This window comes from Staphylococcus sp. HMSC035D11 (assembly GCF_001836075.1).
In the GTDB taxonomy this organism is placed as follows: Bacteria; Bacillota; Bacilli; order Staphylococcales; family Staphylococcaceae; genus Staphylococcus; species Staphylococcus hominis.
The window spans coordinates 172123-195760 of the sequence record NZ_KV827231.1 but is presented as its reverse complement, the minus strand read 5'-3'; the positions used below and the strand labels follow the sequence as shown (position 1 = coordinate 195760).

Annotated in this window: 26 protein-coding genes and 1 riboswitch; all 26 genes read left to right on the top strand. The window is 29.4% G+C overall.

The annotated features are described in order from the left end of the window. Window positions 1-159: 159 nt before the first annotated feature. The 26 genes from rpoD (at window position 160) to gcvPB (ending at window position 23566) form a co-directional block, all read left to right on the top strand. Window positions 160-1266, top strand: a complete 1107-nt coding sequence (gene rpoD, locus HMPREF2647_RS04325) for an RNA polymerase sigma factor RpoD (RefSeq protein ID WP_002449793.1) — start codon at window positions 160-162, stop codon at window positions 1264-1266. A 103-nt stretch (window positions 1267-1369) separates the two neighbouring features. Continuing rightward, window positions 1370-2059 (top strand): tRNA (adenine(22)-N(1))-methyltransferase, encoded by a 690-nt coding sequence (locus tag HMPREF2647_RS04320; protein ID WP_017176223.1) that lies wholly within the window; start codon window positions 1370-1372, stop codon window positions 2057-2059. Further along, on the top strand, window positions 2049-3152 hold the full coding sequence (locus tag HMPREF2647_RS04315) for a Nif3-like dinuclear metal center hexameric protein (RefSeq protein WP_048761601.1): 1104 nt from the start codon (window positions 2049-2051) through the stop codon (window positions 3150-3152). The genes HMPREF2647_RS04320 and HMPREF2647_RS04315 overlap by 11 nt, the downstream gene beginning before the upstream one ends. Before the next feature lie 24 nt (window positions 3153-3176). Continuing rightward, window positions 3177-4523: a DEAD/DEAH box helicase gene (locus tag HMPREF2647_RS04310; RefSeq protein ID WP_017176225.1), complete on the top strand. Its 1347-nt coding sequence runs from the start codon at window positions 3177-3179 to the stop codon at window positions 4521-4523. Between the two features lie 9 nt (window positions 4524-4532). Beyond that, window positions 4533-5423, top strand: coding sequence for a deoxyribonuclease IV (locus HMPREF2647_RS04305; RefSeq protein WP_017176226.1), 891 nt, complete (start codon window positions 4533-4535; stop codon window positions 5421-5423). A 120-nt stretch (window positions 5424-5543) separates the two neighbouring features. After that, window positions 5544-6320, top strand: coding sequence for a metal ABC transporter ATP-binding protein (locus tag HMPREF2647_RS04300; RefSeq protein ID WP_017176227.1), 777 nt, complete (start codon window positions 5544-5546; stop codon window positions 6318-6320). 56 nt (window positions 6321-6376) lie between these two features. Further along, complete coding sequence (locus tag HMPREF2647_RS04295; protein ID WP_017176228.1) at window positions 6377-7222, top strand: metal ABC transporter permease; 846 nt, start codon at window positions 6377-6379, stop codon at window positions 7220-7222. 3 nt (window positions 7223-7225) lie between these two features. Next, window positions 7226-7648, top strand: a complete 423-nt coding sequence (locus tag HMPREF2647_RS04290) for a Fur family transcriptional regulator (protein WP_002455286.1) — start codon at window positions 7226-7228, stop codon at window positions 7646-7648. 229 nt (window positions 7649-7877) lie between these two features. Beyond that, on the top strand, window positions 7878-8480 hold the full coding sequence (locus HMPREF2647_RS04285) for a superoxide dismutase (RefSeq protein ID WP_070859561.1): 603 nt from the start codon (window positions 7878-7880) through the stop codon (window positions 8478-8480). Window positions 8481-8609: 129 nt separating this feature from the next. Beyond that, the gene (locus HMPREF2647_RS04280) at window positions 8610-10655 is read left to right on the top strand and encodes a peptidoglycan D,D-transpeptidase FtsI family protein (RefSeq protein ID WP_070859559.1); all 2046 of its coding nucleotides are present in this window, start codon (window positions 8610-8612) and stop codon (window positions 10653-10655) included. Between the two features lie 122 nt (window positions 10656-10777). Continuing rightward, window positions 10778-10927 (top strand): 50S ribosomal protein L33, encoded by a 150-nt coding sequence (rpmG, locus tag HMPREF2647_RS04275; RefSeq protein WP_002449881.1) that lies wholly within the window; start codon window positions 10778-10780, stop codon window positions 10925-10927. A gap of 210 nt (window positions 10928-11137) precedes the next feature. Beyond that, window positions 11138-11689, top strand: coding sequence for a 5-formyltetrahydrofolate cyclo-ligase (locus HMPREF2647_RS04270; RefSeq protein WP_017176231.1), 552 nt, complete (start codon window positions 11138-11140; stop codon window positions 11687-11689). After that, entirely contained in the window at window positions 11689-13146 is a 1458-nt protein-coding gene (locus HMPREF2647_RS04265; protein WP_017176232.1) for a rhomboid family protein, read from the top strand. Before HMPREF2647_RS04270 ends, HMPREF2647_RS04265 begins: the two co-directional genes overlap by 1 nt. After that, on the top strand, window positions 13130-13333 hold the full coding sequence (locus HMPREF2647_RS04260; RefSeq protein WP_017176233.1) for a YqgQ family protein: 204 nt from the start codon (window positions 13130-13132) through the stop codon (window positions 13331-13333). Before HMPREF2647_RS04265 ends, HMPREF2647_RS04260 begins: the two co-directional genes overlap by 17 nt. After that, window positions 13330-14316, top strand: coding sequence for an ROK family glucokinase (locus HMPREF2647_RS04255; protein ID WP_002449785.1), 987 nt, complete (start codon window positions 13330-13332; stop codon window positions 14314-14316). The genes HMPREF2647_RS04260 and HMPREF2647_RS04255 overlap by 4 nt, the downstream gene beginning before the upstream one ends. Then, window positions 14316-14639, top strand: a complete 324-nt coding sequence (locus HMPREF2647_RS04250; protein WP_017176234.1) for an MTH1187 family thiamine-binding protein — start codon at window positions 14316-14318, stop codon at window positions 14637-14639. Before HMPREF2647_RS04255 ends, HMPREF2647_RS04250 begins: the two co-directional genes overlap by 1 nt. 1 nt (window position 14640) lies before the next feature. Beyond that, complete coding sequence (locus tag HMPREF2647_RS04245; RefSeq protein WP_017176235.1) at window positions 14641-15267, top strand: MBL fold metallo-hydrolase; 627 nt, start codon at window positions 14641-14643, stop codon at window positions 15265-15267. A 50-nt stretch (window positions 15268-15317) separates the two neighbouring features. Beyond that, window positions 15318-16292, top strand: coding sequence for a competence type IV pilus ATPase ComGA (gene comGA / locus HMPREF2647_RS04240; RefSeq protein WP_019835698.1), 975 nt, complete (start codon window positions 15318-15320; stop codon window positions 16290-16292). Further along, on the top strand, window positions 16270-17328 hold the full coding sequence (comGB, locus tag HMPREF2647_RS04235; protein ID WP_048681721.1) for a competence type IV pilus assembly protein ComGB: 1059 nt from the start codon (window positions 16270-16272) through the stop codon (window positions 17326-17328). The genes comGA and comGB overlap by 23 nt, the downstream gene beginning before the upstream one ends. Before the next feature lie 19 nt (window positions 17329-17347). Then, on the top strand, window positions 17348-17659 hold the full coding sequence (gene comGC / locus HMPREF2647_RS04230; protein ID WP_070859557.1) for a competence type IV pilus major pilin ComGC: 312 nt from the start codon (window positions 17348-17350) through the stop codon (window positions 17657-17659). Further along, window positions 17649-18083, top strand: a complete 435-nt coding sequence (gene comGD, locus HMPREF2647_RS04225; RefSeq protein WP_017176239.1) for a competence type IV pilus minor pilin ComGD — start codon at window positions 17649-17651, stop codon at window positions 18081-18083. The genes comGC and comGD overlap by 11 nt, the downstream gene beginning before the upstream one ends. 191 nt (window positions 18084-18274) lie before the next feature. Next, entirely contained in the window at window positions 18275-18772 is a 498-nt protein-coding gene (locus HMPREF2647_RS04220; RefSeq protein WP_017176240.1) for a competence protein ComG, read from the top strand. A gap of 164 nt (window positions 18773-18936) precedes the next feature. Then, a complete protein-coding gene (locus tag HMPREF2647_RS04210; protein ID WP_017176242.1) occupies window positions 18937-19446 on the top strand; it encodes a shikimate kinase in 510 nt (169 codons plus the stop codon). Then, window positions 19443-19564: riboswitch (glycine riboswitch) on the top strand. It overlaps the preceding gene by 4 nt. 76 nt (window positions 19565-19640) lie before the next feature. Further along, window positions 19641-20732: a glycine cleavage system aminomethyltransferase GcvT gene (gene gcvT, locus HMPREF2647_RS04205; RefSeq protein ID WP_017176243.1), complete on the top strand. Its 1092-nt coding sequence runs from the start codon at window positions 19641-19643 to the stop codon at window positions 20730-20732. 16 nt (window positions 20733-20748) lie between these two features. After that, entirely contained in the window at window positions 20749-22101 is a 1353-nt protein-coding gene (gene gcvPA / locus HMPREF2647_RS04200) for an aminomethyl-transferring glycine dehydrogenase subunit GcvPA (protein ID WP_070859555.1), read from the top strand. Beyond that, on the top strand, window positions 22088-23566 hold the full coding sequence (gene gcvPB, locus HMPREF2647_RS04195; protein WP_017176245.1) for an aminomethyl-transferring glycine dehydrogenase subunit GcvPB: 1479 nt from the start codon (window positions 22088-22090) through the stop codon (window positions 23564-23566). Before gcvPA ends, gcvPB begins: the two co-directional genes overlap by 14 nt. Window positions 23567-23638: the final 72 nt, after the last annotated feature.

Below are 23638 nucleotides of genomic sequence, written 5' to 3'. Positions count from 1 at the left end.
TAATAAGTTAAATATTTATGAAATAAGGATATCATTTTATTATCTATAGAATGATAATATTTCATATTTATTATAAAATATACTTTTCTTATTATAATAATTTATTATATAATTAAATATCTTAATTGAAAGTTTAAAATACGATTGGGAGGCCTTTTCATGTCTGATAACCAAGTTAAAATCAAAAAACAAACAATTGATCCGACTTTAACATTAGAAGATGTTAAAAAACAATTAATTGAAAAAGGTAAAAAGGAAGGTCATCTAAGTCATGAAGAAATTGCTGAAAAGCTGCAAAATTTTGACATGGATTCCGACCAAATGGATGATTTCTTTGACCAACTAAATGATAACGATATTAGTTTAGTAAATGAAAAAGATAGTTCAGATACAGATGAAAAATTAAATCCAAATGACTTAAGTGCGCCTCCAGGTGTTAAAATTAATGATCCTGTAAGAATGTACTTAAAAGAAATTGGACGTGTAAATCTTCTTAGCGCACAAGAAGAAATTGAATTAGCTAAACGTATTGAACAAGGTGATGAAGTAGCAAAATCTCGCCTTGCAGAAGCCAACTTGCGATTAGTTGTAAGTATTGCGAAACGATATGTTGGTCGTGGTATGCTTTTCTTAGACTTAATCCAAGAGGGAAATATGGGGCTTATCAAAGCAGTAGAAAAGTTTGATTTTAGTAAAGGATTTAAATTTTCTACTTACGCTACATGGTGGATTAGACAAGCCATTACACGTGCTATTGCTGACCAAGCTCGCACCATCCGTATTCCTGTGCATATGGTTGAAACTATTAATAAGCTTATTCGCGTACAAAGACAATTATTACAAGATTTAGGTCGTGATCCTGCTCCTGAAGAAATTGGTGAAGAAATGGATTTACCACCTGAAAAAGTTCGCGAAATACTTAAAATAGCTCAAGAGCCAGTATCCCTAGAAACGCCAATAGGTGAAGAAGATGACAGTCACTTAGGAGACTTTATTGAAGATCAAGAAGCACAAAGTCCTTCTGACCATGCTGCTTATGAGTTATTGAAAGAACAATTAGAAGACGTTTTAGATACACTTACTGATAGAGAAGAAAATGTTTTACGTTTAAGATTTGGCCTTGATGACGGACGAACTAGAACATTAGAAGAAGTGGGTAAAGTGTTCGGTGTTACAAGAGAACGTATTCGTCAAATCGAAGCTAAAGCGCTTAGAAAATTAAGACATCCAAGTCGTAGCAAGCGTCTTAAAGATTTTATGGACTAAGATTAATGCTTAATCTGAGTTAACGATAGATGTTATGTATAAAGAAATTTGAGGCTAAGACAATACTATGTCCTAGCCTCTTTTTATAATAAAGGAGATAACAATGATATCATTAAATCATAGATTAAAAGTTGTAAGCCAATACTTATTACCTAATTCATTAGCTGATATCGGTTCTGATCACGCTTATTTACCTATTTATGCATTACAACATCATCTATGCGATGATGCTATTGCTGGTGAAGTAATAAAAGGACCTTATACAGCTGCTAAAACGAATGTAGCACAGCATCAACTTACTCAACATATCGATGTTCGATTAGGTGATGGTCTTAGTATTCTAACTGAGAAAGATAAAGTAGATAATGTCACAATTTGTGGAATGGGTGGACCTTTGATAGCGAAAATATTAGATGAGGGTAAAAATAAACTTGCACATCATCCACGTCTAATTTTGCAAAGTAATATTCAAACTGAAACCTTACGCAAGACACTTCAACATCTTAATTATGATATTATTGCTGAAGAAATTTTAGAAGAAAAAGGGCACATCTATGAAATTGTAGTTAGTGAATGGAAAGAAAATCTTAATCTTCTTAATAAGAAATCACTTAAATTTGGTCCTATTCTTTTAAATCATAAAAACGATATTTTTATAAAAAAATGGGAAAGAGAGTTAGCAGCTTTAGAGTATATTCGTAATCAATTGAATCCAATACAACATCATGAGAGACTAGAAGAGATTGAAGAAGAGATATCAATGATAAGAGAGGTGCTCTATAATGAAAATTAAAGAACTAATGTCAATTATTGACCAACATGTTCCCCTTAAAACTGCTGAAAGCTGGGATAATGTGGGTTTATTAATTGGAGATGACACTAAAGAAATAACAGGTATTTTGACAGCATTAGATTGCACAATGGAAGTAATAGAAGAGGCAATTAGCAAAGGATACAATACAATTATTGCGCATCATCCTTTAATTTTTAAAGGTGTTAAATCATTAGTTAATGATGGATACGGTAAATTGATACACATGCTTATTCAAAATGATATTCAACTTATTGCTTTACACACCAATTTAGATAATCACATTGATGGTGTCAATGAGATGCTAGCAAAAAAATTAAATTTAACTAATATTAGATTTTTAAATGAAGAAGAATCTTTTTATTATAAAGTACAAACTTACATTCCGGAAGAAAATCTAGAATCATTTAAATATCATATAAATAATATTGGTCTAGCAAAAGAAGGGAATTATGAATATTGTTTCTTTGAGTCCAAAGGTAAAGGTCAATTCAAACCAGTTGGAGACGCTCGCCCTCATATTGGAGAACTAAATCGAATTGAACATGTAAATGAAGTGAAGGTAGAATTTATGATTCGTAAAGATCAATTAAGTATTGCTAAAAATGCAATTATTAATTACCATCCTTATGAAACACCTGTATACGATTTTATTAAGATGACGACATCTGCTAATTATGGTCTTGGAAAAATAGGTGAACTAAATGAACCATTAAATTTAGAAGATTTTGCTAAATATGCTAAAGCACATTTAAATATTCCTAGCGTTCGTTATACAGGTCCTTCAGAAGCGTTAATTAAAACAGTTGCTATTATCGGAGGTGCTGGTATCGGTTTTGAAACTAGTGCTTTTAAAAAGGGAGCAGATGTTTTCGTTACTGGAGACATAAAACATCATGATGCACTTGATGCTAAAACTAATGGCATTCATTTATTAGATATCAATCATTATAGTGAGTACGTTATGAAAGAAGGACTTAAAGACTTACTAGGACGATGGTTATTTAATAATGATAGTAAGCAGTTTAATATAGAAGCTTCAGAAATAAATACAGATCCATTTAATTATATTTAAAAAAATACAAAGGAGGCCAGATGAATGGCTAATCATCCATTTGAAATATTTAATTTAAATCCAAATCTTATTGATGCAGTTAAAGATTTAAATTTTAATAAACCTACTGAAATTCAAAATAGAATTATTCCACGTATAAAAAAAGGGACTAATTTAATTGGTCAATCACAAACCGGTACTGGCAAATCACACGCCTTTTTATTACCTTTAATAGATTTAATTAATACTGACATTAAAGAACCTCAAAGTATTGTTGTTGCACCAACTCGTGAATTAGCACAACAATTGTATAAAGTGGCTAGTCATCTAGCTAGTTTTCAATCAGATATTAAAGTAAGTTTATTTATTGGTGGTACTGACATAGAGAAAGATAAACAACGAACAAATCAACAACCTCAATTAGTGATTGGTACACCAACACGAATCAATGATTTAGCTCAGAGTGGACATTTGCATATTCATAAGGCATCATATTTAATTATCGATGAAGCAGATTTACTCATTGATTTAGGGTTAATAGAAGATGTGGATTATATTGCTGCTCGTTTAGATGAAAATGCTAATATTGCAGTCTTTAGTGCAACAATTCCAAAATCATTAGAACCGTTTTTAAATAAGTATCTTAGTCACCCTGAATATGTTGTAGTTGATAACAAATCCCAAAATAAAAAAAATATTGAATTTTATTTGATTCCTACTAAAGGAACTGAAAAAGTTGATAAAACTTTACAATTAATTGATATACTAAATCCATATCTATGTATTATTTTTTGTAACAGTAGAGAAAATGCAAATGAACTTGCTCAATCTCTTAATGAGTCTGGCATTAAAGTAGGTATGATTCATGGCGGTTTAACACCTAGAGAACGTAAACAACAAATGAAACGTATTCGGAATTTAGATTTCCAATATGTTATTGCAAGTGATTTAGCTTCAAGAGGAATTGATATTGAAGGCGTTAGTCATGTAGTAAATTTTGATGTTCCTAATGATATTGATTTCTTTACTCATAGAGTGGGTAGAACAGGACGTGGAAATTATAAAGGCGTGGCTATAACGTTATATAGCCCAGATGAAGAACATAATATTTCTCTTATTGAAGATAAAGGCTATCACTTTGATAATGTTGATATTAAAAATGGAGAACTTAAGCCAATCAAAGCGCACAATACACGTCATAAACGTGAACGTAAAGATGATCATTTAACAAATCAAGTAAAACATAAAGTAAGAAGTAAATCTAAAAATAAAGTTAAACCAGGCTATAAAAAGAAATTTAAACAAGAAGTAGAAAGAATGAAACGACAAGAGAGAAAGCAATACAGTAAACAACGTAGTAGACAACAACGAAAAAACAATAAAAAAGGTTAGGTGAAACAAATGTTAATTGGCTCACATGTATCAATGAGTGGTAAAAAAATGTTAGAAGGATCGGCCGAAGAAGCACATCAATTTGGTGAATCAACATTTATGATTTATACAGGTGCACCTCAAAATACAAGAAGAAAAAATATAAACGATTTAAATATTGAAAAAGGTCATAAAGTTATGGAACAATATGGTTTATCCAATATTGTTGTACACGCTCCTTACATAATAAATATAGCAAATACAACGAAGCCTGAAGTTTACGAACTAGGTGTGAATTTCCTTCAAAATGAGATTGAACGCACGCAAGCTATAGGAGCGAAAGATATTGTCTTACATCCAGGTGCGCATGTAGGTGCCGGTGCAGATAAAGGAATTAATCAGATTATTAAAGGATTAAATGAAGTATTAACACATGATCATGATGTACGAATTGCACTTGAAACAATGGCTGGGAAAGGAACAGAAATTGGACGTAGTTTTGAAGAACTTGCTCGCATTATTGATGGTGTGACACATAACGATCGATTATCTATTTGCTTTGATACCTGTCATACACATGATGCTGGTTATAATATCAAAAATGATTTTGATGGAGTTTTGAATGAGTTTGATAAAATTATTGGAATAGACCGTATTAAAGTTGTTCATGTAAATGATAGTAAAAATGAACAAGGTGCACATAAAGACCGACACGAAAATATTGGATTTGGATATATTGGTTTTGACGCCTTGAATAATGTGGTACATCATGAAGCTTTTAAAGACATTCCTAAAATCCTTGAAACTCCTTATGTAGGAGAAGATAAGAAAAATAAAAAGCCGCCTTATCGCTTTGAAATTGAAATGTTAAAATCTCAAATTTTTGATCCTAAATTAAAAGAAAAAATATTGAATCAATAATTAAAATAAGAGTAAGATAGCATAATCTACAAAGAGGCTATCTTACTCTTGTTTTAATTCGTAAACATTACTATTTACAAAAAACATATATAATTGTATAGTATTTAGCGAGGTGAAAAGATGAATCAACCTGTTTTTGAATTAAAAAATATTGATTATTATTTTGATAATAAACAAGTATTAGAAAACATTAATATTCGAATTAATAAAGGTGACTTTCTTGCAATTGTTGGTCCTAATGGAGCCGGTAAATCTACTCTTTTAAAGGTTATTCTTGGCTTGTTACCATTACAACACGGTGAAATATACATTGACGGGAAATATTATAAAAAAAATACTCAATCTGCATTAAAAATTAGTTATGTATCTCAAAAAGCCAATGCTTTTACTGCAGGATTTCCTGCTAGTGTGAAAGAAGTTGTTTTAAGTGGTTTAACTAAAACGAAAAGAATTTTTCAGTGGTTTAATAAAAGTGATGAACAACAAGTAGATAATGTTTTACATCGTTTAAACATTCATCATCTAAAGAATAAAAATATTGCAGAATTATCAGGTGGACAACAACAACGTGTACTAATTGCACGCGCTTTAATTTCAAATCCATCCGTCTTAGTATTAGACGAACCGACAAATGGGATTGATGCAAAACATGTGAATGAATTCTATGCCACCTTGCAACATTTAAAAGAAGAAGGTATAACGATTATTTTAGTTACTCATGATATAGGCGTTGTGGTAGACACAGCTACAAAAGTCGCTTGCTTAAATAAACATCTTCATTTCCACGGTTCTACTGAAGAATTTAAGTCTCTTGATGAAGTTGAAATTTCAAAAATATATGGTCATCCAATTAAATTTGTTGATCATCAACATAATCGTTCATGCTGTGAAGCATAATTTTAAATAGGAGTTAATTATGATAAGTATATGGATTGAATTAAGAGGTGAATATCATGATTGAAGCATTGTTAAATTTTGATTTTATGAGATATTCACTTTTAAGTGGGATATTGATTGGTTTTATTGCACCTTTAATTGGTGCATTTATAGTGGTAAGGCGATTATCATTAATTGCTGATGCTTTAAGTCACGTCACACTAGGTGGTATTTCGTTTGGAATGTTTATTATTACCTTATCACCAGCATTAGCATTTATAAACCCTATGTGGTTTGGTATAATCTTTGCAATAGTTGGAGCTTTACTTATAGAAAAATTAAGAACTTCATATTCAAACTATCAAGAAATTGCAATTCCAATTATAATGAGTGCAGGAATTGCATTAAGTGCAATTTTTATTTCTCTAGCTGATGGGTTCAATCAAGAAATTGTTGGGTTATTATTCGGTTCAATTAGTGCTGTAAATTTAAGTGACTTAATCACAATTACGATTATTTCAATCGTCGTATTATTATTCATTCTTTTATTATACAAGGAATTATTTATTTTATCTTTTGATGAGGAATATAGTAAGGTTATTAATATTCCAAAATGGATTCAGTTTTTATTTATAACGATTGTTGCTATGGTTATTTCTGCATCAATGAGAGTAGTAGGAATTTTACTCGTGAGTGCATTAATTACATTACCTGTGGCTATAGCAATGCGATTAACTAAAGGATTTAAACAGTTGATTATCTTAAGTATTGTTATAGGTGAATGTTCTGTTATTCTAGGGCTTACCTTAGCATTTTATATTAATATATCTCCTGGTGGTGTCATCGTGGTATTATTAGTTCTAATTTTAGGAATAACGATGTTACTACAGAAAACTAAACGAACTGCCAAAAAGGAGCATTAAATTATGAATACAAATGACGCTATTAAAATTTTAAAAGACAATGGGTTAAAATATACTAAGAAAAGAGAAGATATGATTAATATCTTTGTTAATGAAGATAAATATATTAATGCTAAATATATACAACAACAATTAGACAATGATTATCCAGGTATATCTTTTGATACTATTTATCGTAATCTTCATCTTTTTAAAGATTTAAATATTGTTGAAAGTACAGAATTAGATGGAGAAATGAAATTTAGAATCGCTTGTACTAATCATCATCATCATCATTTTATATGTGAAAATTGTGGGGATACAAAAGTAATAGATTTTTGTCCAATTGAGCAAGTTAAGCAATTCCTACCTAATGTAGATATTCATACTCATAAATTAGAGGTATATGGTATATGTGAAACTTGCCATAATAAAGGTATAAATTAAAATGAGAAATGTTCTGAGACGTAAGTAAGCGTCTCAGTTTTTTATAGGTCAAAAGTCTGAATTTCTACTAATATTGAAATATATGTTTAAAAACTACTAAAATGAGATATAAGAAGAGTATAATAAGAAATATGACAACTATGTGAATAATATTTAAAGCAAATGATTTGTTGCACATCACATAGCTTGTTATTATTTATGTAAAGATAATTTAGGAGGATGATTATTTATGGCTTTTGAATTACCAAATTTACCATATGCAGCAGATGCATTAGAACCACATATCGACAAAGAAACAATGGAAATTCATCATGACAAACATCATAACACTTATGTTACAAAATTAAATTCTGCAGTTGAAGGTACTGATTTAGAATCTAAATCAATTGAAGAAATTGTTACAAATTTAGATAGTGTACCTGAAAATATTCAAACAGCAGTACGTAATAATGGTGGAGGTCATTTAAATCACTCATTATTCTGGGAATTATTAACTCCTAATTCTGAAGAAAAAGGTACTGTAATTGATAAAATTAAAGAACAATGGGGTTCTTTAGATGAGTTTAAAAAAGAATTCGCTGATAAAGCTGCAGCACGTTTTGGTTCAGGTTGGGCTTGGTTAGTAGTAAATAATGGAAAATTAGAAATTGTTACTACTCCAAATCAAGATAACCCTATTACTGAAGGAAAAACTCCAATTTTAGGCTTAGATGTTTGGGAACATGCTTATTACCTTAAATATCAAAATAAACGTCCTGATTATATCAGTGCTTTCTGGAATGTTGTAAATTGGGAAAAAGTAGACGAGTTATACAATGCTGCTACAAAATAATAAATAAAAAAAGTATTTATTAGTGGTCTCTTTTTGGGAGATCACTTTTTTTATGAAAAATATAGAAAAATTATACAATTTCATATATCATTTATACGTATACATGATTAATAATTGAGGTCGGTTGTCTTGCTTAAAAGATTAAAAGAAAAATCAAATGATGAAAAAATAAAACATACGATGAATAAACGAATTAGTTTTATATTTGGTGCAATTGTTTTGATTTTCGTATTAATTGTCCTAAGACTAGGATATTTACAAATTGCACAAGGTGCACATTATAGTCAATTAGTGAAAAATGATGAGAATATTACTGTCAATGAATCCGTACCACGAGGAAGAATACTAGATAGAAATGGCAAAATTTTAGTTGATAATGCTTCGAAATTAGCAATTACCTACACTCGTTCTAGAAAAACCAGTCAACAAGATATGTTAAACACCGCTAAAAAATTAGCTAAACTCATTACAATGAATACTGATAAGATTACAAAGCGAGATAAACAAGACTTTTGGATACAAAATCATCCAAAAGAAGTTAATAAATTAATGAAAAAAGAAACAACTATGCTTAACAATGGTAGCATAAGTCAAGAACAGTACGATAAACAATTACATAGTAAAATTACAGAAACTCAATTAAATAGTTTATCTAAGCATGATTTACAAGTATTAGCTATATACAGAGAAATGTCAGCTGGATCTACACTTGATCCGCAAATGATAAAAAATGAAGATGTTAGTGAAAAGGAATATGCTGCTGTTTCTCAACAATTGGATAATTTACCTGGTGTCAATACTTCAATGGATTGGGATCGAAAATATCCATATGGTGAAACTTTAAGAAGTATATTTGGTAGTGTCTCTACACCTTCTGAGGGTATTCCTAAAGAATTAACTGAACAGTATTTAGCAAAAGGATATTCTAGAAATGACAGGGTTGGGAAAGCTTATCTAGAATATCAATATGAAGACATTCTACGTGGTAAAAAGAAACAGTTGAAATACACTACTGATAAATCTGGTAAAGTTATTAGTTCTAAAGTGATTAACCCTGGGTCACGCGGAAATGATTTACAACTAACCATTGATATTGATTTACAGAAAAAAGTTGAGTCTCTATTAGAAAATGAAATAAAAACACTGCGTAGTCAAGGAGCAACAAATATGGACAATGCTCTTGTAGTTGTTCAAAATCCTAAAAATGGTGATATTCTTGCAATGGCTGGAAGACAAATTGATAAAAAAGGTGAACTGCTAGATTATGATTTAGGTAATTTTACTGGTCAATTTGCAGTCGGTTCTTCTGTTAAAGGAGCAACCTTATTAACTGGTTATCAAAATCATACTATCAAAGTCGGTGAAGAAATGATTGATGAACCTTTACACTTTAGTGGCGGACTAACTAAACGTTCTTACTTTAACCAAAATGGCAAAGTCCTAATTAACGACAAAGAAGCATTAATGCATTCTTCAAACGTATATATGTTTAAAACTGCTTTAAGACTAGCTGGTGATCCTTACTCAAGTGGTATGAATTTACCTAATAATATTGAAGAAGCTGGTCAAAAACTGAGAAAAGGTCTAAATCAAGTAGGATTAGGTGTTAAAACAGGTATCGATTTACCAAATGAAACAATTGGTCAAATTGAACCATTAACTAATAATCCAGGCAATTATTTAGATTTATCAATAGGTCAATATGATACTTATACACCTATTCAACTTTCACAATATATATCTACAATTGCAAATAATGGTTACAGAGTACAACCACACATTGGTTTAGCTATACATGACGCAACAAATAGTGATCAGGTAGGACCTGTAAAAGATAAAATTAAAGGTAATATACTAAATAAAGTCAATAATTCTCAAGATGAGATAGATGAAGTAAAACAAGGATTCAAGATGGTTTTCAATGAAAAAGATGGTACAGGCTATGCAAGCTTCCATAAAACTGTTGTTCCATCAGCTGGTAAAACTGGTACTGCTGAAGTTTATCAAAATGGACAACCTAGAGTTAACTCAACATATATAGGTTATGCGCCTGTTAAAGATCCTAAATTAGCTTTTTCTATCGTATATACTAATCAACCTGTTCCACCACCATGGTTAAATGGGGGAGATTTAGGAAGAGATATCATTAATTACTACTTTAAAAATGAAAAATAATTTGAATAACCGTTGATAAGATGCTTTTCTATTTAACACTAGTAAAAATTAATACTTTTCAATTAATCGTCTAAGTGGTATGATAATAAAGTCGTATTTAGAAAAGGTAAGGAGGTATAATCATGCGCGTAAACGTAACATTAGCTTGTACTGAATGTGGTGACAGAAACTACATTACTACTAAAAATAAAAGAAACAATCCTGAACGTATTGAAATGAAAAAATATTGTTCACGTGATAACAAACAAACTCTACATCGTGAAACTAAATAATATTAAAAGTAAAAAGGTTGGAACAAAATTGTTCCAACCTTTTTTACTTTAGTAGCTCATTCAACTATTAATAATCCTAAATATATAATCAACAACTATATTTATTTTATATAAATTAATATAATTTTTTAACTTAAAATAATTTGAATTATCACAAATGACATCACTATATAATAACGTTATAATATATATTAAAGGATGGGAGAAAGAATGGGTAAAAAACAAATTAGAAAAAATATCTTATCACAAATGAAAGACTTTGATAAAAAAAGTAAGCATAAAGCTGATATTTGGTTAATGAAACAATTAATTGAAAACGAAAAATTCAAAAATGCACATCGTATCGGTATATTTTTGTCTATGCCACACGAGATTAATACATACAATATTATTAATTTCGCTTTAGATAATGGAAAACAAATTTTTGTGCCCAATACAGATTACAGAAGTCGTAATATGAACTTTAAACAACTATTAGATTTGTCATCAATAGCTACCGATGATAAAGGCATTAATTATGTTAATGAAGATACATCTATTAGTAATGACATGGATTTACTTATTGTACCTGGAGTAGCTTTTCAAACAAATGGTTTTCGTATAGGGTATGGAGGAGGTTACTATGATAAATTTCTAAATCAACACGATATTAACTCAATTAGTCTTATATATGACTTCCAAATATCAGATTTCGATGTGGAAAAACATGATCAACCTGTAGATAATTTAATTATATGTAACACTAAATTTGGGAGGAATTAATGAATATTGATAAACTATATTGGAAATCAATTTATTATTGGATCAAATATTTTAACTATAAATTAGAACACACAGATAAAAATACAAATGAAATTTGGTTATTCAATAAGAAAAAAGAAGAACTTATTGTATTTAGAAAAGAAGTGAGTTCAACTCAAGAGATACGCTTCGACAAATCTAAAATAAATGATCATAAAGAGAATTTACAAAAAAAGTTAGGATTTAAAATTAAAAAAGTTGAGTTCTTCTACTTTTTAGAAACATCGATGAATATTGATAATTTCGATGAAACGCATCCTACTAAGTTGATTTATCATAGTATCACTAATGAAAAAGACTTAGAAAATACAATGCCTAATTTTATTTTAAAAAAACGCGTTAATAAAAAAGATAAAAAATCATCGTTAGATTATAAAAAGCGTGTACTTAATACGAACCTTGTTGATAAGTATATGATGATATTTTCACCAATGACTTATACACTTATAGCTATAAATGTCCTAGTATGGTTATATATGAAGATTTATCTAAATCATTTTTCAGATATTAAGCTACTAGATGTTGGGGGATTAGTACACTTCAATGTAGTGCACGGAGAGTGGTACCGTCTTATTACCTCGATGTTTTTACATTTTAATTTTGAACATATTTTAATGAATATGCTATCTTTATTCATTTTTGGTAAAATTGTAGAGACGATCGTTGGTCCATATAAAATGTTAGGTATCTATTTAATTTCTGGATTATTTGGAAACTTTGCTTCGTTATCCTTTAATATAAGTACAATATCTGTTGGTGCAAGTGGAGCCATTTTTGGTCTTATAGGGGCTATTTTAACGATGATGTACTTAAGTAAGACTTTTAATAAGAAAATGATAATACAATTGTTAGTTGTTGTATTAATATTGATTTTTGTCTCGCTATTTATGTCGAATATTAATTTAATGGCTCATTTAGGTGGTTTCATAGGTGGTATCCTTATTACATTAATAGGCTATTATTTTCATGAAAATCGTAATTTATTTTGGTTATTTTTAATTTTATTATTAGTACTTTTTGTTTTATTACAAATTAGAATATTTTCAATTAAAGAAGAAAATATTTACGATAAACTTATTAAAGACGAAATGATATCCTATAATTATGATGATGCTTTATCAATTGTTGAACATACAATCAATAAAGGATACGATGATGATGAAACATATTACTTAAAAGGTTTAATAACTGCTACTAAAAGTTCTAAAGCAGAGGCAATGGCTGATTGGGAAAGAGGCCTAAGAAGTCATCCTAACTCTGCATTATTAAACTATGAATTATCCATAGCTAATAGAGCATTAAATGATAACGATAAATCTTTAAAATATATAAAAAAAGCTTTGAAAATTGATGCCAATAACCAAAGCTATAAAAATTTAGAAAAAGAATTGAAAGATAGTAATGAATCGAAAAATTAACAATTTTTATGATGTCTTGCAACTTTTGAAACGTTATGGTTTTATTATATATTTTAAAGATAAAGAAGATATGTATGAAATGATGCAACAAGAAATACGTTCTCTTTACAATTATGATCTTTTAACAAATGAAGAATATCTAAAATGTATTTTAATAATTAATCAAAGAAGGAATGAGCATAAATGAAAAATATTATTTTAGCAGCTGATATAGGTGGAACAACATGTAAACTTGGTATCTTTGATACAAAATTAGAACGATTACATAAATGGTCTATTGAAACCGATACTTCAGACCATACAGGTCGAACTTTATTAAGGCAAGTCTTTGATTCTTTTAAAGAAGCAACTGAATCTTATCATTTTGATCTTCAAAATGTTATCGGAGTTGGTATAGGAGTTCCTGGTCCTGTTGATTTTGAAACGGGAATCGTACATGGGGCTGTTAATTTACATTGGCCTGGAAATGTAAATGTGAGAGAGATTTTTAGTGAATTTATAGATTGTCCTGTATATGTGGATAATGATGCAAATGTAGCTGCACTGGGTGAAAAGCATAAAGGTGCTGGTCAAGGTGCAAATGATGTAGTTGCTATTACACTTGGTACTGGTCTTGGTGGAGGCATCATTTCAAATGGTGAAATTGTACATGGTCATAATGGTTCAGGTGCAGAAATAGGTCATATTAGAACTGATTTTGATCAACGTTTTAATTGTAATTGTGGCAAATCAGGATGTATTGAAACTGTTGCTTCAGCTACTGGAGTGGTTAATTTAGTCAATTTTTATTACCCTAAACTAACTTTTAAATCATCTATTTTATCACTTATAAAAGAGAATAAAGTAACTGCTAAAGCTGTATTTGATGCAGCAAAAGCAGGAGATCAATTCTGTATATTTATAACAGAGAAGGTCGCAAATCATATCGCTTATTTATGTAGTATAATTAGTGCTACAAGCAATCCTAAATATATTGTTTTAGGTGGAGGAATGTCTACAGCTGGATTAATATTAATTGAAAATATTAAAACAGAATATCATAATTTAACATTTACTCCTGCTCAAAAAGATACTGAAATTGTCCAAGCAAAACTTGGAAATGATGCTGGTATCACTGGTGCTGCTGGACTAATAAAAACATATATAATTGAAAAGGATGGTGTTAAATAATGGCTATTATTGATGTAGTTGTTATACCAGTCGGAACGGAAGGTCCTAGTGTTAGTAAATATATTGCAGAAATCCAAACGAAACTAGAAGCATTTAAAAAGCAAGGTAAAATTGACTATCAATTAACCCCTATGAATACGCTTATCGAAGGTGATCTTAAAGATTTATTTGAAGTAGTTCAAGCAATTCACGAATTACCATTTGATAAAGGATTAGATAGAGTATGTACAAATATCCGTATTGATGATAGAAGAGATAAGTCTCGTAAAATGAATGATAAATTAAAATCTGTTCAAAAACATTTAGATAAACAAGGTGAATAATATGAGAATTTCTAATTTATCTTTAGGATTAGTTGATACAAACGCGTATTTTGTAGAAAGCGATAACAGTGTATTATTAGTTGATCCTGCTGGAGAATCTGATAAAATATTTAAGAAATTAAATCAAATCAATAAACCTTTAAAAGCAATACTACTTACACACGCTCATTTTGATCATATTGGTGCTTTAGACGATGTATTATCCAAATATGATGTACCTGTTTATATGCATAAAGAAGAATTTTCTTTCTTAACTGATCCTGAAAAAAATGGTTCTTCAAAATTTAAACAATATGGTATGCCACTCACTACTAGTAAAGCTCAACCAATTGCTTTAGATGAAGGTAATTTTACAATCGATGAATTTAAATTCAATGTTCTTCATACACCAGGTCATTCGCCAGGAAGTTTAACTTACGTTTTTGACGATTTTGCAGTAGTAGGAGATACATTATTTAATAACGGTATTGGAAGAACAGACTTATATAGAGGAGACTATGAAACATTAGTAGACTCAATTAAGGATAAATTATTTGAATTAGACGGAGATTTGCCTTTATTCCCAGGTCATGGTCAATACACTACGGTAGATGACGAACAACTCAATCCATATTTAGATGGACAATAAAAAAGTAATTTAAACACCTCTTACGTTTATATATGTAGGAGGTGTTTTTTTTGAAATTATTATTTCAAGAAATAATTAATAAAGCAATTTCAAAAAATGCAAGTGACGTACACTTTATTCCTTCAGAGGATAAAGTACATATTAAATTCAGAGTGAATGATATATTAGAGACATATGAAATGTTTAGTAATGACATTTATGAAAAATTATTAATTTATATGAAATTTAAAGCAAATTTAGATGTATCAACACATCAAATAGCTCAAAGTGGTAGATATACTTATCATGCTAAATCAATATTTTATTTAAGAATTTCTACTTTACCTTTGTCATTAGGAGTAGAAAGTTGTGTTATCAGACTTATCCCTCAATATTTCACTTCTAAAAGAGAGTATAAGGACTTTAATGACTTTAAACCTCTAATGAATAAAAAGCAAGGTCTCATTTTACTTACTGGTCCAACAGGTTCAGGTAAAAGTACTTTGATGTATCAATTAGTACTCTATGCTTTTCAAGAATTAAATTTAAATGTTATTACAATTGAAAATCCTGTTGAACAATTACTAAAAGGCATAACACAAGTGTCAGTAAATCATAAAGCCGGTATAGATTATGTTAGTTCATTTAAAGCAATATTAAGATGTGATCCAGATGTTATTTTAATTGGTGAAATTAGAGATGCTGAAGTGGCAAAATGTGTTATTCAAGCAAGTTTAAGTGGTCATTTAGTGCTCACTACTATGCATTCAAGCAATTGTAAGGGCGCAATACTCAGATTGTTAGAGATGGGGATTAGTGTTCAAGAAATTTCACAAGCAATAAATGTTATTTCAAATCAAAGATTAGTTACAACTACTTCAAATCAAAGAAAGCTTGTTTGTGAGTCTATTACAAATAATCAAATTCAATATTTTTTTGAACATAACCATACGCTTCCTAAGACATTTAATAATTTAAAAGAAAAATTGTTATCGCTATCGAAAGAAGGTCTTATATGTGAAGATGTGGTTGAAAAATATATTTAACAAACATTCTAAAGTTCTTAATGAAAACCAACAAATTATACTTCTAAATAATTTGAATAACTTACTTAAAAGTGGATTTACATTATTAGAAAGTTTTAATTTTATAAATTTGTATTTTAATTATAAAAATAAAGATATAGCAAATAAGATAGTTAAAATAATAAAAACAGGAGGAGAATGCGATCAAATATTAGAATTAATAGGCTATCCTAAATCTATTATCACTCAAATTCAATTTGCGCAGAAATATGGGAATATAAATGAAGCACTAGAGGAAGCAATGAATTATTTAAAAACAAATCTTCAAGCTAAACAACGAATATTAAAAGCTATTCAATATCCCATCATTTTAATTGCAATATTTATAACTATGTTAAGTATATTAAATTATACAGTTTTACCTCAATTTGAACATCTGTATTCAATGATGGATGTTAAACTCAATTTATCACAAACTATTATTACATATTTAATTAGTCATTTACCGCAAATTTTTCTTTTTGTTTTTTTTACTTTACTAACTTTATCCATCATTATATTTATCTTTCTTAATAAATTAGATATATCCAAAAAACTTACATTCATTTCTTACATACCAATTGTACGTTTTTATTATTCGACTATAAAAACATATCAACTTGCTAATGATTTAGCTTTATTTTATAAAAATGGTATTAGTATTCAACAAGTCGTAGATATGTACATTCATCTACAAAACAACTCATTTTTGAATTATATTGGTATCGTTATTCAAAATGAACTAAATAGAGGCATTAATTTACCCAATATTTTGATTAAAATACCATGTTATCAATATGATTTAATACAGTTTATTAAGCAAGGTGAGAAAAATAATAAATTAGATATTGAGTTGAAAATGTATTGTCAAATATTAATTCAAAGGCTCCAACAAACAGCTTTAAAACAGTCAAAAATTATCCAACCTATCGTATTTATATTCTTAGGAGCCTTTATAGTCAGCTTGTATCTAGTGATCATGTTACCCATGTTCCAACTTATGCAAAATATTAAGTAAAGTAAAATGGAGGTTTTTTATGAAAAAATTCAAAAATAAATTAAAAGCTTTTACTTTAATTGAGATGTTACTTGTACTATTAATAATTAGTGTTTTACTCATTCTTATTATTCCGAATATAGCTAAACAAATGTCACATATTCAATCAACAGGATGTGAAGCACAAGTGAAAATGGTCAATAGTCAAATTGAAGCTTATACTTTAAAACATAATAGAGTTCCTAATTCTATTGAGGACTTAGTAATTGAAGGGTTTATAAAACAAGGGCAATCATCTTGTAAGTCTGGAGAAACTATCAGTATTAAAAATGGAGAAGCAGTTGCAGAGTAAGAATATTAAAGCATTCACTTTTATAGAGAGCTTGTTAATCATTTTGATTTTAACAATCTTACTTAATGCAACTTTAAGGGTAAATGTATTTAACAATATTTCTTTGTCAGACGATTTAAAAGCAACACAATTTGTTAATCAATTAGAATATTTTAAATCTAAAGCGATGCATGATCATCAATCTATTACATTGTTAATTTCAAAACATTCCTCAATTATAAAAGTAATAGAAGCACATGGTGGGCGGTACAACTACAATATTGAAGATGGAAAAATAGTTGAAGTTAGAAATTTAGAGAAAATTACTTTTAATAAAGAAGGAAGAATAAATCAGTTTGGCTCTTTAATATTGAAAATCAATCAACATCAATATAAGTTGATTATTAATATTGAAAAAGGAAGAATTAGATATTTTAAAATTTAAAGCAGTGTTACTCATCGATAGTTTATTTAGCTTGTATATATTCACTACTATAGTTTTTACTTTAATTCCACTACTAATCAGTTTAAATCATACATTAAAAAGAGAATACCAAATAATTGAAATCAAGCAAACCATAATGAGTAGTATCAACCATTATGATAAAAAAACCCTTTCAAAAGGTATAAATTTAGGTGATTATCATATTAAACTTTATTCCAACAAAATATGTGGACTTCACAAAGAAACTGAAATCGAATCATGCGTTAAATATTAAATTAAAATCATTCACTTTAATAGAAATGTTAGTTTCATTATTTTTAACAACAATGATGTTAACATTTTTTCCTCAATTAATTAAATTGACTCATTCCTATTTATACGAGTCATATAATAGTTATCAAACAGAATATGCTTTTTTTCAGACAAATATAACTCAAATTATTTCGAAAAAGCATCATGCCCTTATAATTAAGGATAAACATACAATTATCATTGATAATGAATCGTCTAAAGATTATATAGAATTTAAAAACAACAAACTATTTTACAAAATTAATGGGAATGGCAATATCGTTTTACTAAATAACGTCATCAATGCAGAATTTCAAATTTTACCTTCTAACATCATAAAATTAAAACTAAAAATAGGTGATAAAAACGACTACTATGAAAAAAACTTATTTTTATAAAATGAAAGGATATATAAGTAGCTATACATTATTTATTCTTAGTATATATTTGATAATTATATCTACTTATTCTGCTCAATATAGTATAAAATTAAAAACAATACATAATATTCAAATATATTATGATAGTATAATAAGTGATAAACTTAAGAGAGGTGATTAGGATGACTCATTCTTATTTACCACTTATATTAACAGGCTTTATGGGTACTGGTAAAAGTACTATTGGCAAATATTTGGCTTCAAAATTACACTATTCATATATTGATTTAGATACATATATAGAAATGAAAGAATTTAAAACAATACCAGATATTTTTAATGAAATTGGTGAAAAAGGATTTCGTAAGTTAGAGTATAAATATTTAAATGATTGTATTGGTAAATATGATATTATATCAACCGGGGGAGGAATTATAGAAAACGATAATTCTATCTCACTTTTAAAAAATAAAACAGTTATTTGGTTAGATTGTGATATAGATATTATCTATAATAGAATTGCTAATGATCCACATAGACCAAATGCGAAAAACAAAAGTGAAAAACAATTAAAAGACTTGTATTTATCGAGAGTTTCAAGATATAATGAAATCGCATCCAAAAAAGTAGATAGTAGTAAAACAATTGAATGTGTATATAAAACAATTTTAAATCATATACCATGCGAATGATCAGTATTAGAGAGAATAACTTGAACTGATTCTATAGTTGTTTTGAAATTATGTCATGTTATCGCCGAAGGTGCAAGTAAACTACGAAACTCTCAGGCAAAAGGATAATACTGTTACGCAGTCCTGGATTTGTTATTTAGACAGGGTAGCTTCTGCTACTCTGCTTTTTTTATAAAAAAATAGGGGGTTTTTAAATGACAAACGAATTAAAAAAGACACCATTATATGAAACTTATGTAAATAGTGGTGCTAAAATAGTTGAATTCGGTGGGTGGGCTATGCCTGTTCAATTTACTAGTATTAAAGAAGAACATAACGCAGTTAGATACAAAGTAGGTATGTTCGATGTAAGTCATATGGGAGAAATTTTAATAGAAGGTGAAAATGCTAGTAAATTTGTTCAATATTTACTTTCGAATGATACTACTAATTTATCTGAAACTAAAGCTCAATATACAGCTTTATGTAATGATGAGGGTGGTATTATTGATGATTTAGTAACATATAAAATTGCTGATAACAAATACTTATTAATTGTTAATGCAGCCAATACTGATAAGGATTTCGAATGGATTCAAAAACATCAATCTAAATTTAATGCTACTGTAACAAATGTGTCTGAACAGTATGGTCAATTAGCGGTTCAAGGCCCTCAAGCAAGAACTTTAGTAAGTGAACTTGTTGATATTGATGTAAGTGAAATGAAGCCTTTTGAATTCAAACAAAATGTAACTATTTTTGGAAAAAATGTTATCTTATCTCAATCTGGATATACAGGTGAAGATGGTTTTGAAATTTATTGTAATTCAAATGATACAGTTGACATTTGGAATGGTTTTATTGATAAAGGCGTTGTACCTTGTGGTTTAGGTGCAAGAGATACACTTAGATTAGAAGCTGGTTTACCTCTTCATGGACAAGATCTCACTGAATCAATTACGCCTTATGAAGGTGGAATTGCTTTTGCTGCTAAACCTTTAATTGAAGATGAATTTATTGGTAAATCTGTTTTAAAAGATCAAAAAGAGAATGGGTCAAAACGACGTACTGTAGGTTTAGAACTTATAGATAAAGGCATTGCAAGAACGGGTTATACAGTAATGAATCTTGACGGAAAAGAAATAGGTGAAATTACTTCAGGAACTCAATCACCTTCTTCAGGAAAATCAATTGCTATGGCTATTATTGATCGTGATGAATTTGAGTTAGGTAAAGAATTACTAGTTCAAGTTCGTAAAAGACAATTAAAAGCTAAAATTGTTAAGAAAAATCAAATCGAAAAATAACTAAGGGGTGTGCAATGTGAGTCATCGTTATATACCATTAACTGATAAAGATAAAAAAGAAATGTTAGAAACAATTGGAGCAAATTCAATTACCGAGCTCTTTGGAGATATTCCAAAAGATATTTTACTTAATAGAGATTTGAATATAGATAGTGCAGAAGCTGAAACTTCACTTTTAAGAAGATTGAATACTATTGCAAATAAAAATATTACTAAAGAAACACATGTGAGTTTTTTAGGTGCAGGAGTATATGATCATTACACACCTGCAGTAGTAGACGCTATGATTTCTCGTTCTGAATTTTATACTGCTTATACACCTTATCAACCTGAAATTTCTCAAGGTGAACTACAAGCAATTTTTGAATTCCAAACATTAATTTGTGAACTTACTCAAATGGATGTCGCAAATTCGTCTATGTATGATGGCATAACTAGCTTTGCCGAAGCTTGTATATTAGCTTTTAATCATACTAAAAAGAACAAAATTGTAGTATCTAAAGGTCTCCATTATCAGGCTCTACAAGTATTAAAAACGTATATTAAAGTAAGAAAAGAATTTGAAATTGTTGAAGTTGATTTAAATGGAACGATTACTGACCTAGAAAAATTAGAACAAGCAATTGATGATGATACTGCAGCAGTTGCTGTACAATATCCTAACTTCTATGGATCAATTGAAGATTTAGAAAAATTTCATTCTTATATTGAAAATAAAAAAGCGTTATTCATTGTTTATTCTAACCCATTAGCATTAGGCGTTTTAACACCTCCAGGCCAATTTGGAGCAGATATTGTTGTTGGTGATACACAACCATTTGGTATTCCTACTCAATTTGGCGGTCCTCATTGTGGTTACTTTGCTACTACTAAAAAGTTAATGCGTAAAGTTCCTGGCAGATTAGTAGGACAAACGCAAGATGATGAAGGTAATAGAGGGTTTGTTCTTACTTTACAAGCTCGTGAACAACATATTCGTCGTGATAAAGCCACATCAAATATTTGTTCAAATCAAGCATTGAATGCTTTAGCATCCTCAATTGCTATGTCAGCTCTTGGTAAACAAGGTATTTATGATATTGCGGTTCAAAACTTAGAACATGCTAATTATGCTAAAAATCAATTTAAAAACAACGGTTTTGAAGTCCTAGATGGTACATCTTTTAATGAATTTGTTGTTAAGTTTAATCAACCTATCAAAGATGTAAATAAAAAATTAGCAGAACATGGTTTCATCGGAGGCTTTGACTTAGGTGAAGCTTCATCAGACTTTGACAATTATATGTTAATTGCTGTTACTGAATTAAGAACGAAAGAAGAGATTGATACATTTGTTGAGAAAGCTGGTGAGCTAAATGGTAGTAAGTAAATCTAGTCCATTAATTTTTGAAAGATCTAGAGAAGGTAGATATGCATATTCTTTACCACAAAGTGATATTAAAACAGACTCTGTTGAGAGTATTTTAGATGATAAATTTATTCGTAAAAATAAAGCAGAGTTTCCTGAGGTGGCAGAATTAGATTTAGTACGTCATTACACGGAACTTTCGAATAAAAACTTTGGGGTAGATTCTGGATTTTATCCCTTAGGTTCTTGTACTATGAAATATAATCCAAAAATCAACGAAAAAGTTGCTCGTATTTCTGGATTTGCAGAATCTCATCCACTACAAGAGGAAGAACAAATTCAAGGTTCATTAGAAATTATTTATAGTTTACAAGAAGAACTAAAAGAAATTACAGGTATGGATGAAGTAACTCTACAACCAGCAGCAGGTGCTCATGGTGAGTGGACAGCTTTAATGATTTTTAAAGCATATCATATAAAAAATGGTGAGGGCCATCGTAATGAAGTTATTGTTCCAGACTCTGCACATGGTACAAACCCTGCATCAGCTTCATTTGCCGGATTTAAATCAGTAACTGTTAAATCTAATGAACGCGGTGAAGTTGATATCGAAGACTTAAAGCGTGTCGTTAATGAAAATACCGCTGCTATTATGTTAACTAACCCAAATACTTTAGGTATCTTTGAGAAAAATATTATGGACATTCGTGAAATTGTTCATGAAGCAGGCGGGTTACTCTATTACGATGGAGCAAACTTAAATGCTATTATGGATAAAGTTCGTCCTGGAGATATGGGATTTGATGCTGTGCACCTAAACTTGCATAAAACATTCACAGGTCCTCATGGCGGTGGTGGCCCTGGTTCAGGTCCAGTCGGCGTAAAAAAAGAATTAGCAAGTTATTTACCAAAACCAATGGTGATTAAAGACGGTGATACATTTAAATATGATAATGATATTGAAAATTCAATCGGTCGAGTAAAACCATTTTATGGTAACTTTGGTATTTATTTAAGAGCTTATACGTATATTAGAACGATGGGTGCACAAGGATTAAAAGAAGTGTCTGAAGCAGCTGTCTTAAATGCGAACTACATTAAAGCTCGATTAAAAGATCGTTATGAAATCCCTTATGAACAATATTGTAAACATGAATTTGTCTTAAGTGGATCTAAACAAAAAGAATATGGTGTCCGTACTCTAGATATGGCAAAACGTTTACTAGACTTTGGCGTACATCCACCAACAATTTACTTCCCGCTAAATGTGGAAGAAGGTATGATGATTGAACCAACCGAAACTGAATCTAAAGAAACTTTAGACTACTTCATTGATGCAATGCTTCAAATTGCAGATGAAGTTGAAAGTGATCCTGATAAAGTATTAGAAGCACCTCATACAACTATCATTGATAGATTGGATGAAACAACTGCAGCTCGTAAACCAATTCTTAAATTTGAAGATTTACATCAAGAAAAACTTTAATATTGTAAATAATTTAATGAATGATTTAATTATCAGAAATAATAAAACTCTCAAGAAATTTCTTGAGAGTTT

Bases quoted from the DNA above. Each gene is read 5' to 3' on its own strand.
- rpoD (WP_002449793.1), top strand. From the start codon at position 160: ATGTCTGATAACCAAGTTAAAATCAAAAAACAAACAATTGATCCGACT.
- HMPREF2647_RS04320 (WP_017176223.1), top strand. From the start codon at position 1,370: ATGATATCATTAAATCATAGATTAAAAGTTGTAAGCCAATACTTATTA.
- HMPREF2647_RS04315 (WP_048761601.1), top strand. From the start codon at position 2,049: ATGAAAATTAAAGAACTAATGTCAATTATTGACCAACATGTTCCCCTT.
- HMPREF2647_RS04310 (WP_017176225.1), top strand. From the start codon at position 3,177: ATGGCTAATCATCCATTTGAAATATTTAATTTAAATCCAAATCTTATT.
- HMPREF2647_RS04305 (WP_017176226.1), top strand. From the start codon at position 4,533: ATGTTAATTGGCTCACATGTATCAATGAGTGGTAAAAAAATGTTAGAA.
- HMPREF2647_RS04300 (WP_017176227.1), top strand. From the start codon at position 5,544: ATGAATCAACCTGTTTTTGAATTAAAAAATATTGATTATTATTTTGAT.
- HMPREF2647_RS04295 (WP_017176228.1), top strand. From the start codon at position 6,377: ATGATTGAAGCATTGTTAAATTTTGATTTTATGAGATATTCACTTTTA.
- HMPREF2647_RS04290 (WP_002455286.1), top strand. From the start codon at position 7,226: ATGAATACAAATGACGCTATTAAAATTTTAAAAGACAATGGGTTAAAA.
- HMPREF2647_RS04285 (WP_070859561.1), top strand. From the start codon at position 7,878: ATGGCTTTTGAATTACCAAATTTACCATATGCAGCAGATGCATTAGAA.
- rpmG (WP_002449881.1), top strand. From the start codon at position 10,778: ATGCGCGTAAACGTAACATTAGCTTGTACTGAATGTGGTGACAGAAAC.
- HMPREF2647_RS04270 (WP_017176231.1), top strand. From the start codon at position 11,138: ATGGGTAAAAAACAAATTAGAAAAAATATCTTATCACAAATGAAAGAC.
- HMPREF2647_RS04265 (WP_017176232.1), top strand. From the start codon at position 11,689: ATGAATATTGATAAACTATATTGGAAATCAATTTATTATTGGATCAAA.
- HMPREF2647_RS04260 (WP_017176233.1), top strand. From the start codon at position 13,130: ATGAATCGAAAAATTAACAATTTTTATGATGTCTTGCAACTTTTGAAA.
- HMPREF2647_RS04255 (WP_002449785.1), top strand. From the start codon at position 13,330: ATGAAAAATATTATTTTAGCAGCTGATATAGGTGGAACAACATGTAAA.
- HMPREF2647_RS04250 (WP_017176234.1), top strand. From the start codon at position 14,316: ATGGCTATTATTGATGTAGTTGTTATACCAGTCGGAACGGAAGGTCCT.
- HMPREF2647_RS04245 (WP_017176235.1), top strand. From the start codon at position 14,641: ATGAGAATTTCTAATTTATCTTTAGGATTAGTTGATACAAACGCGTAT.
- comGB (WP_048681721.1), top strand. From the start codon at position 16,270: ATGTGGTTGAAAAATATATTTAACAAACATTCTAAAGTTCTTAATGAA.
- comGC (WP_070859557.1), top strand. From the start codon at position 17,348: ATGAAAAAATTCAAAAATAAATTAAAAGCTTTTACTTTAATTGAGATG.
- HMPREF2647_RS04210 (WP_017176242.1), top strand. From the start codon at position 18,937: ATGACTCATTCTTATTTACCACTTATATTAACAGGCTTTATGGGTACT.
- gcvT (WP_017176243.1), top strand. From the start codon at position 19,641: ATGACAAACGAATTAAAAAAGACACCATTATATGAAACTTATGTAAAT.
- gcvPB (WP_017176245.1), top strand. From the start codon at position 22,088: ATGGTAGTAAGTAAATCTAGTCCATTAATTTTTGAAAGATCTAGAGAA.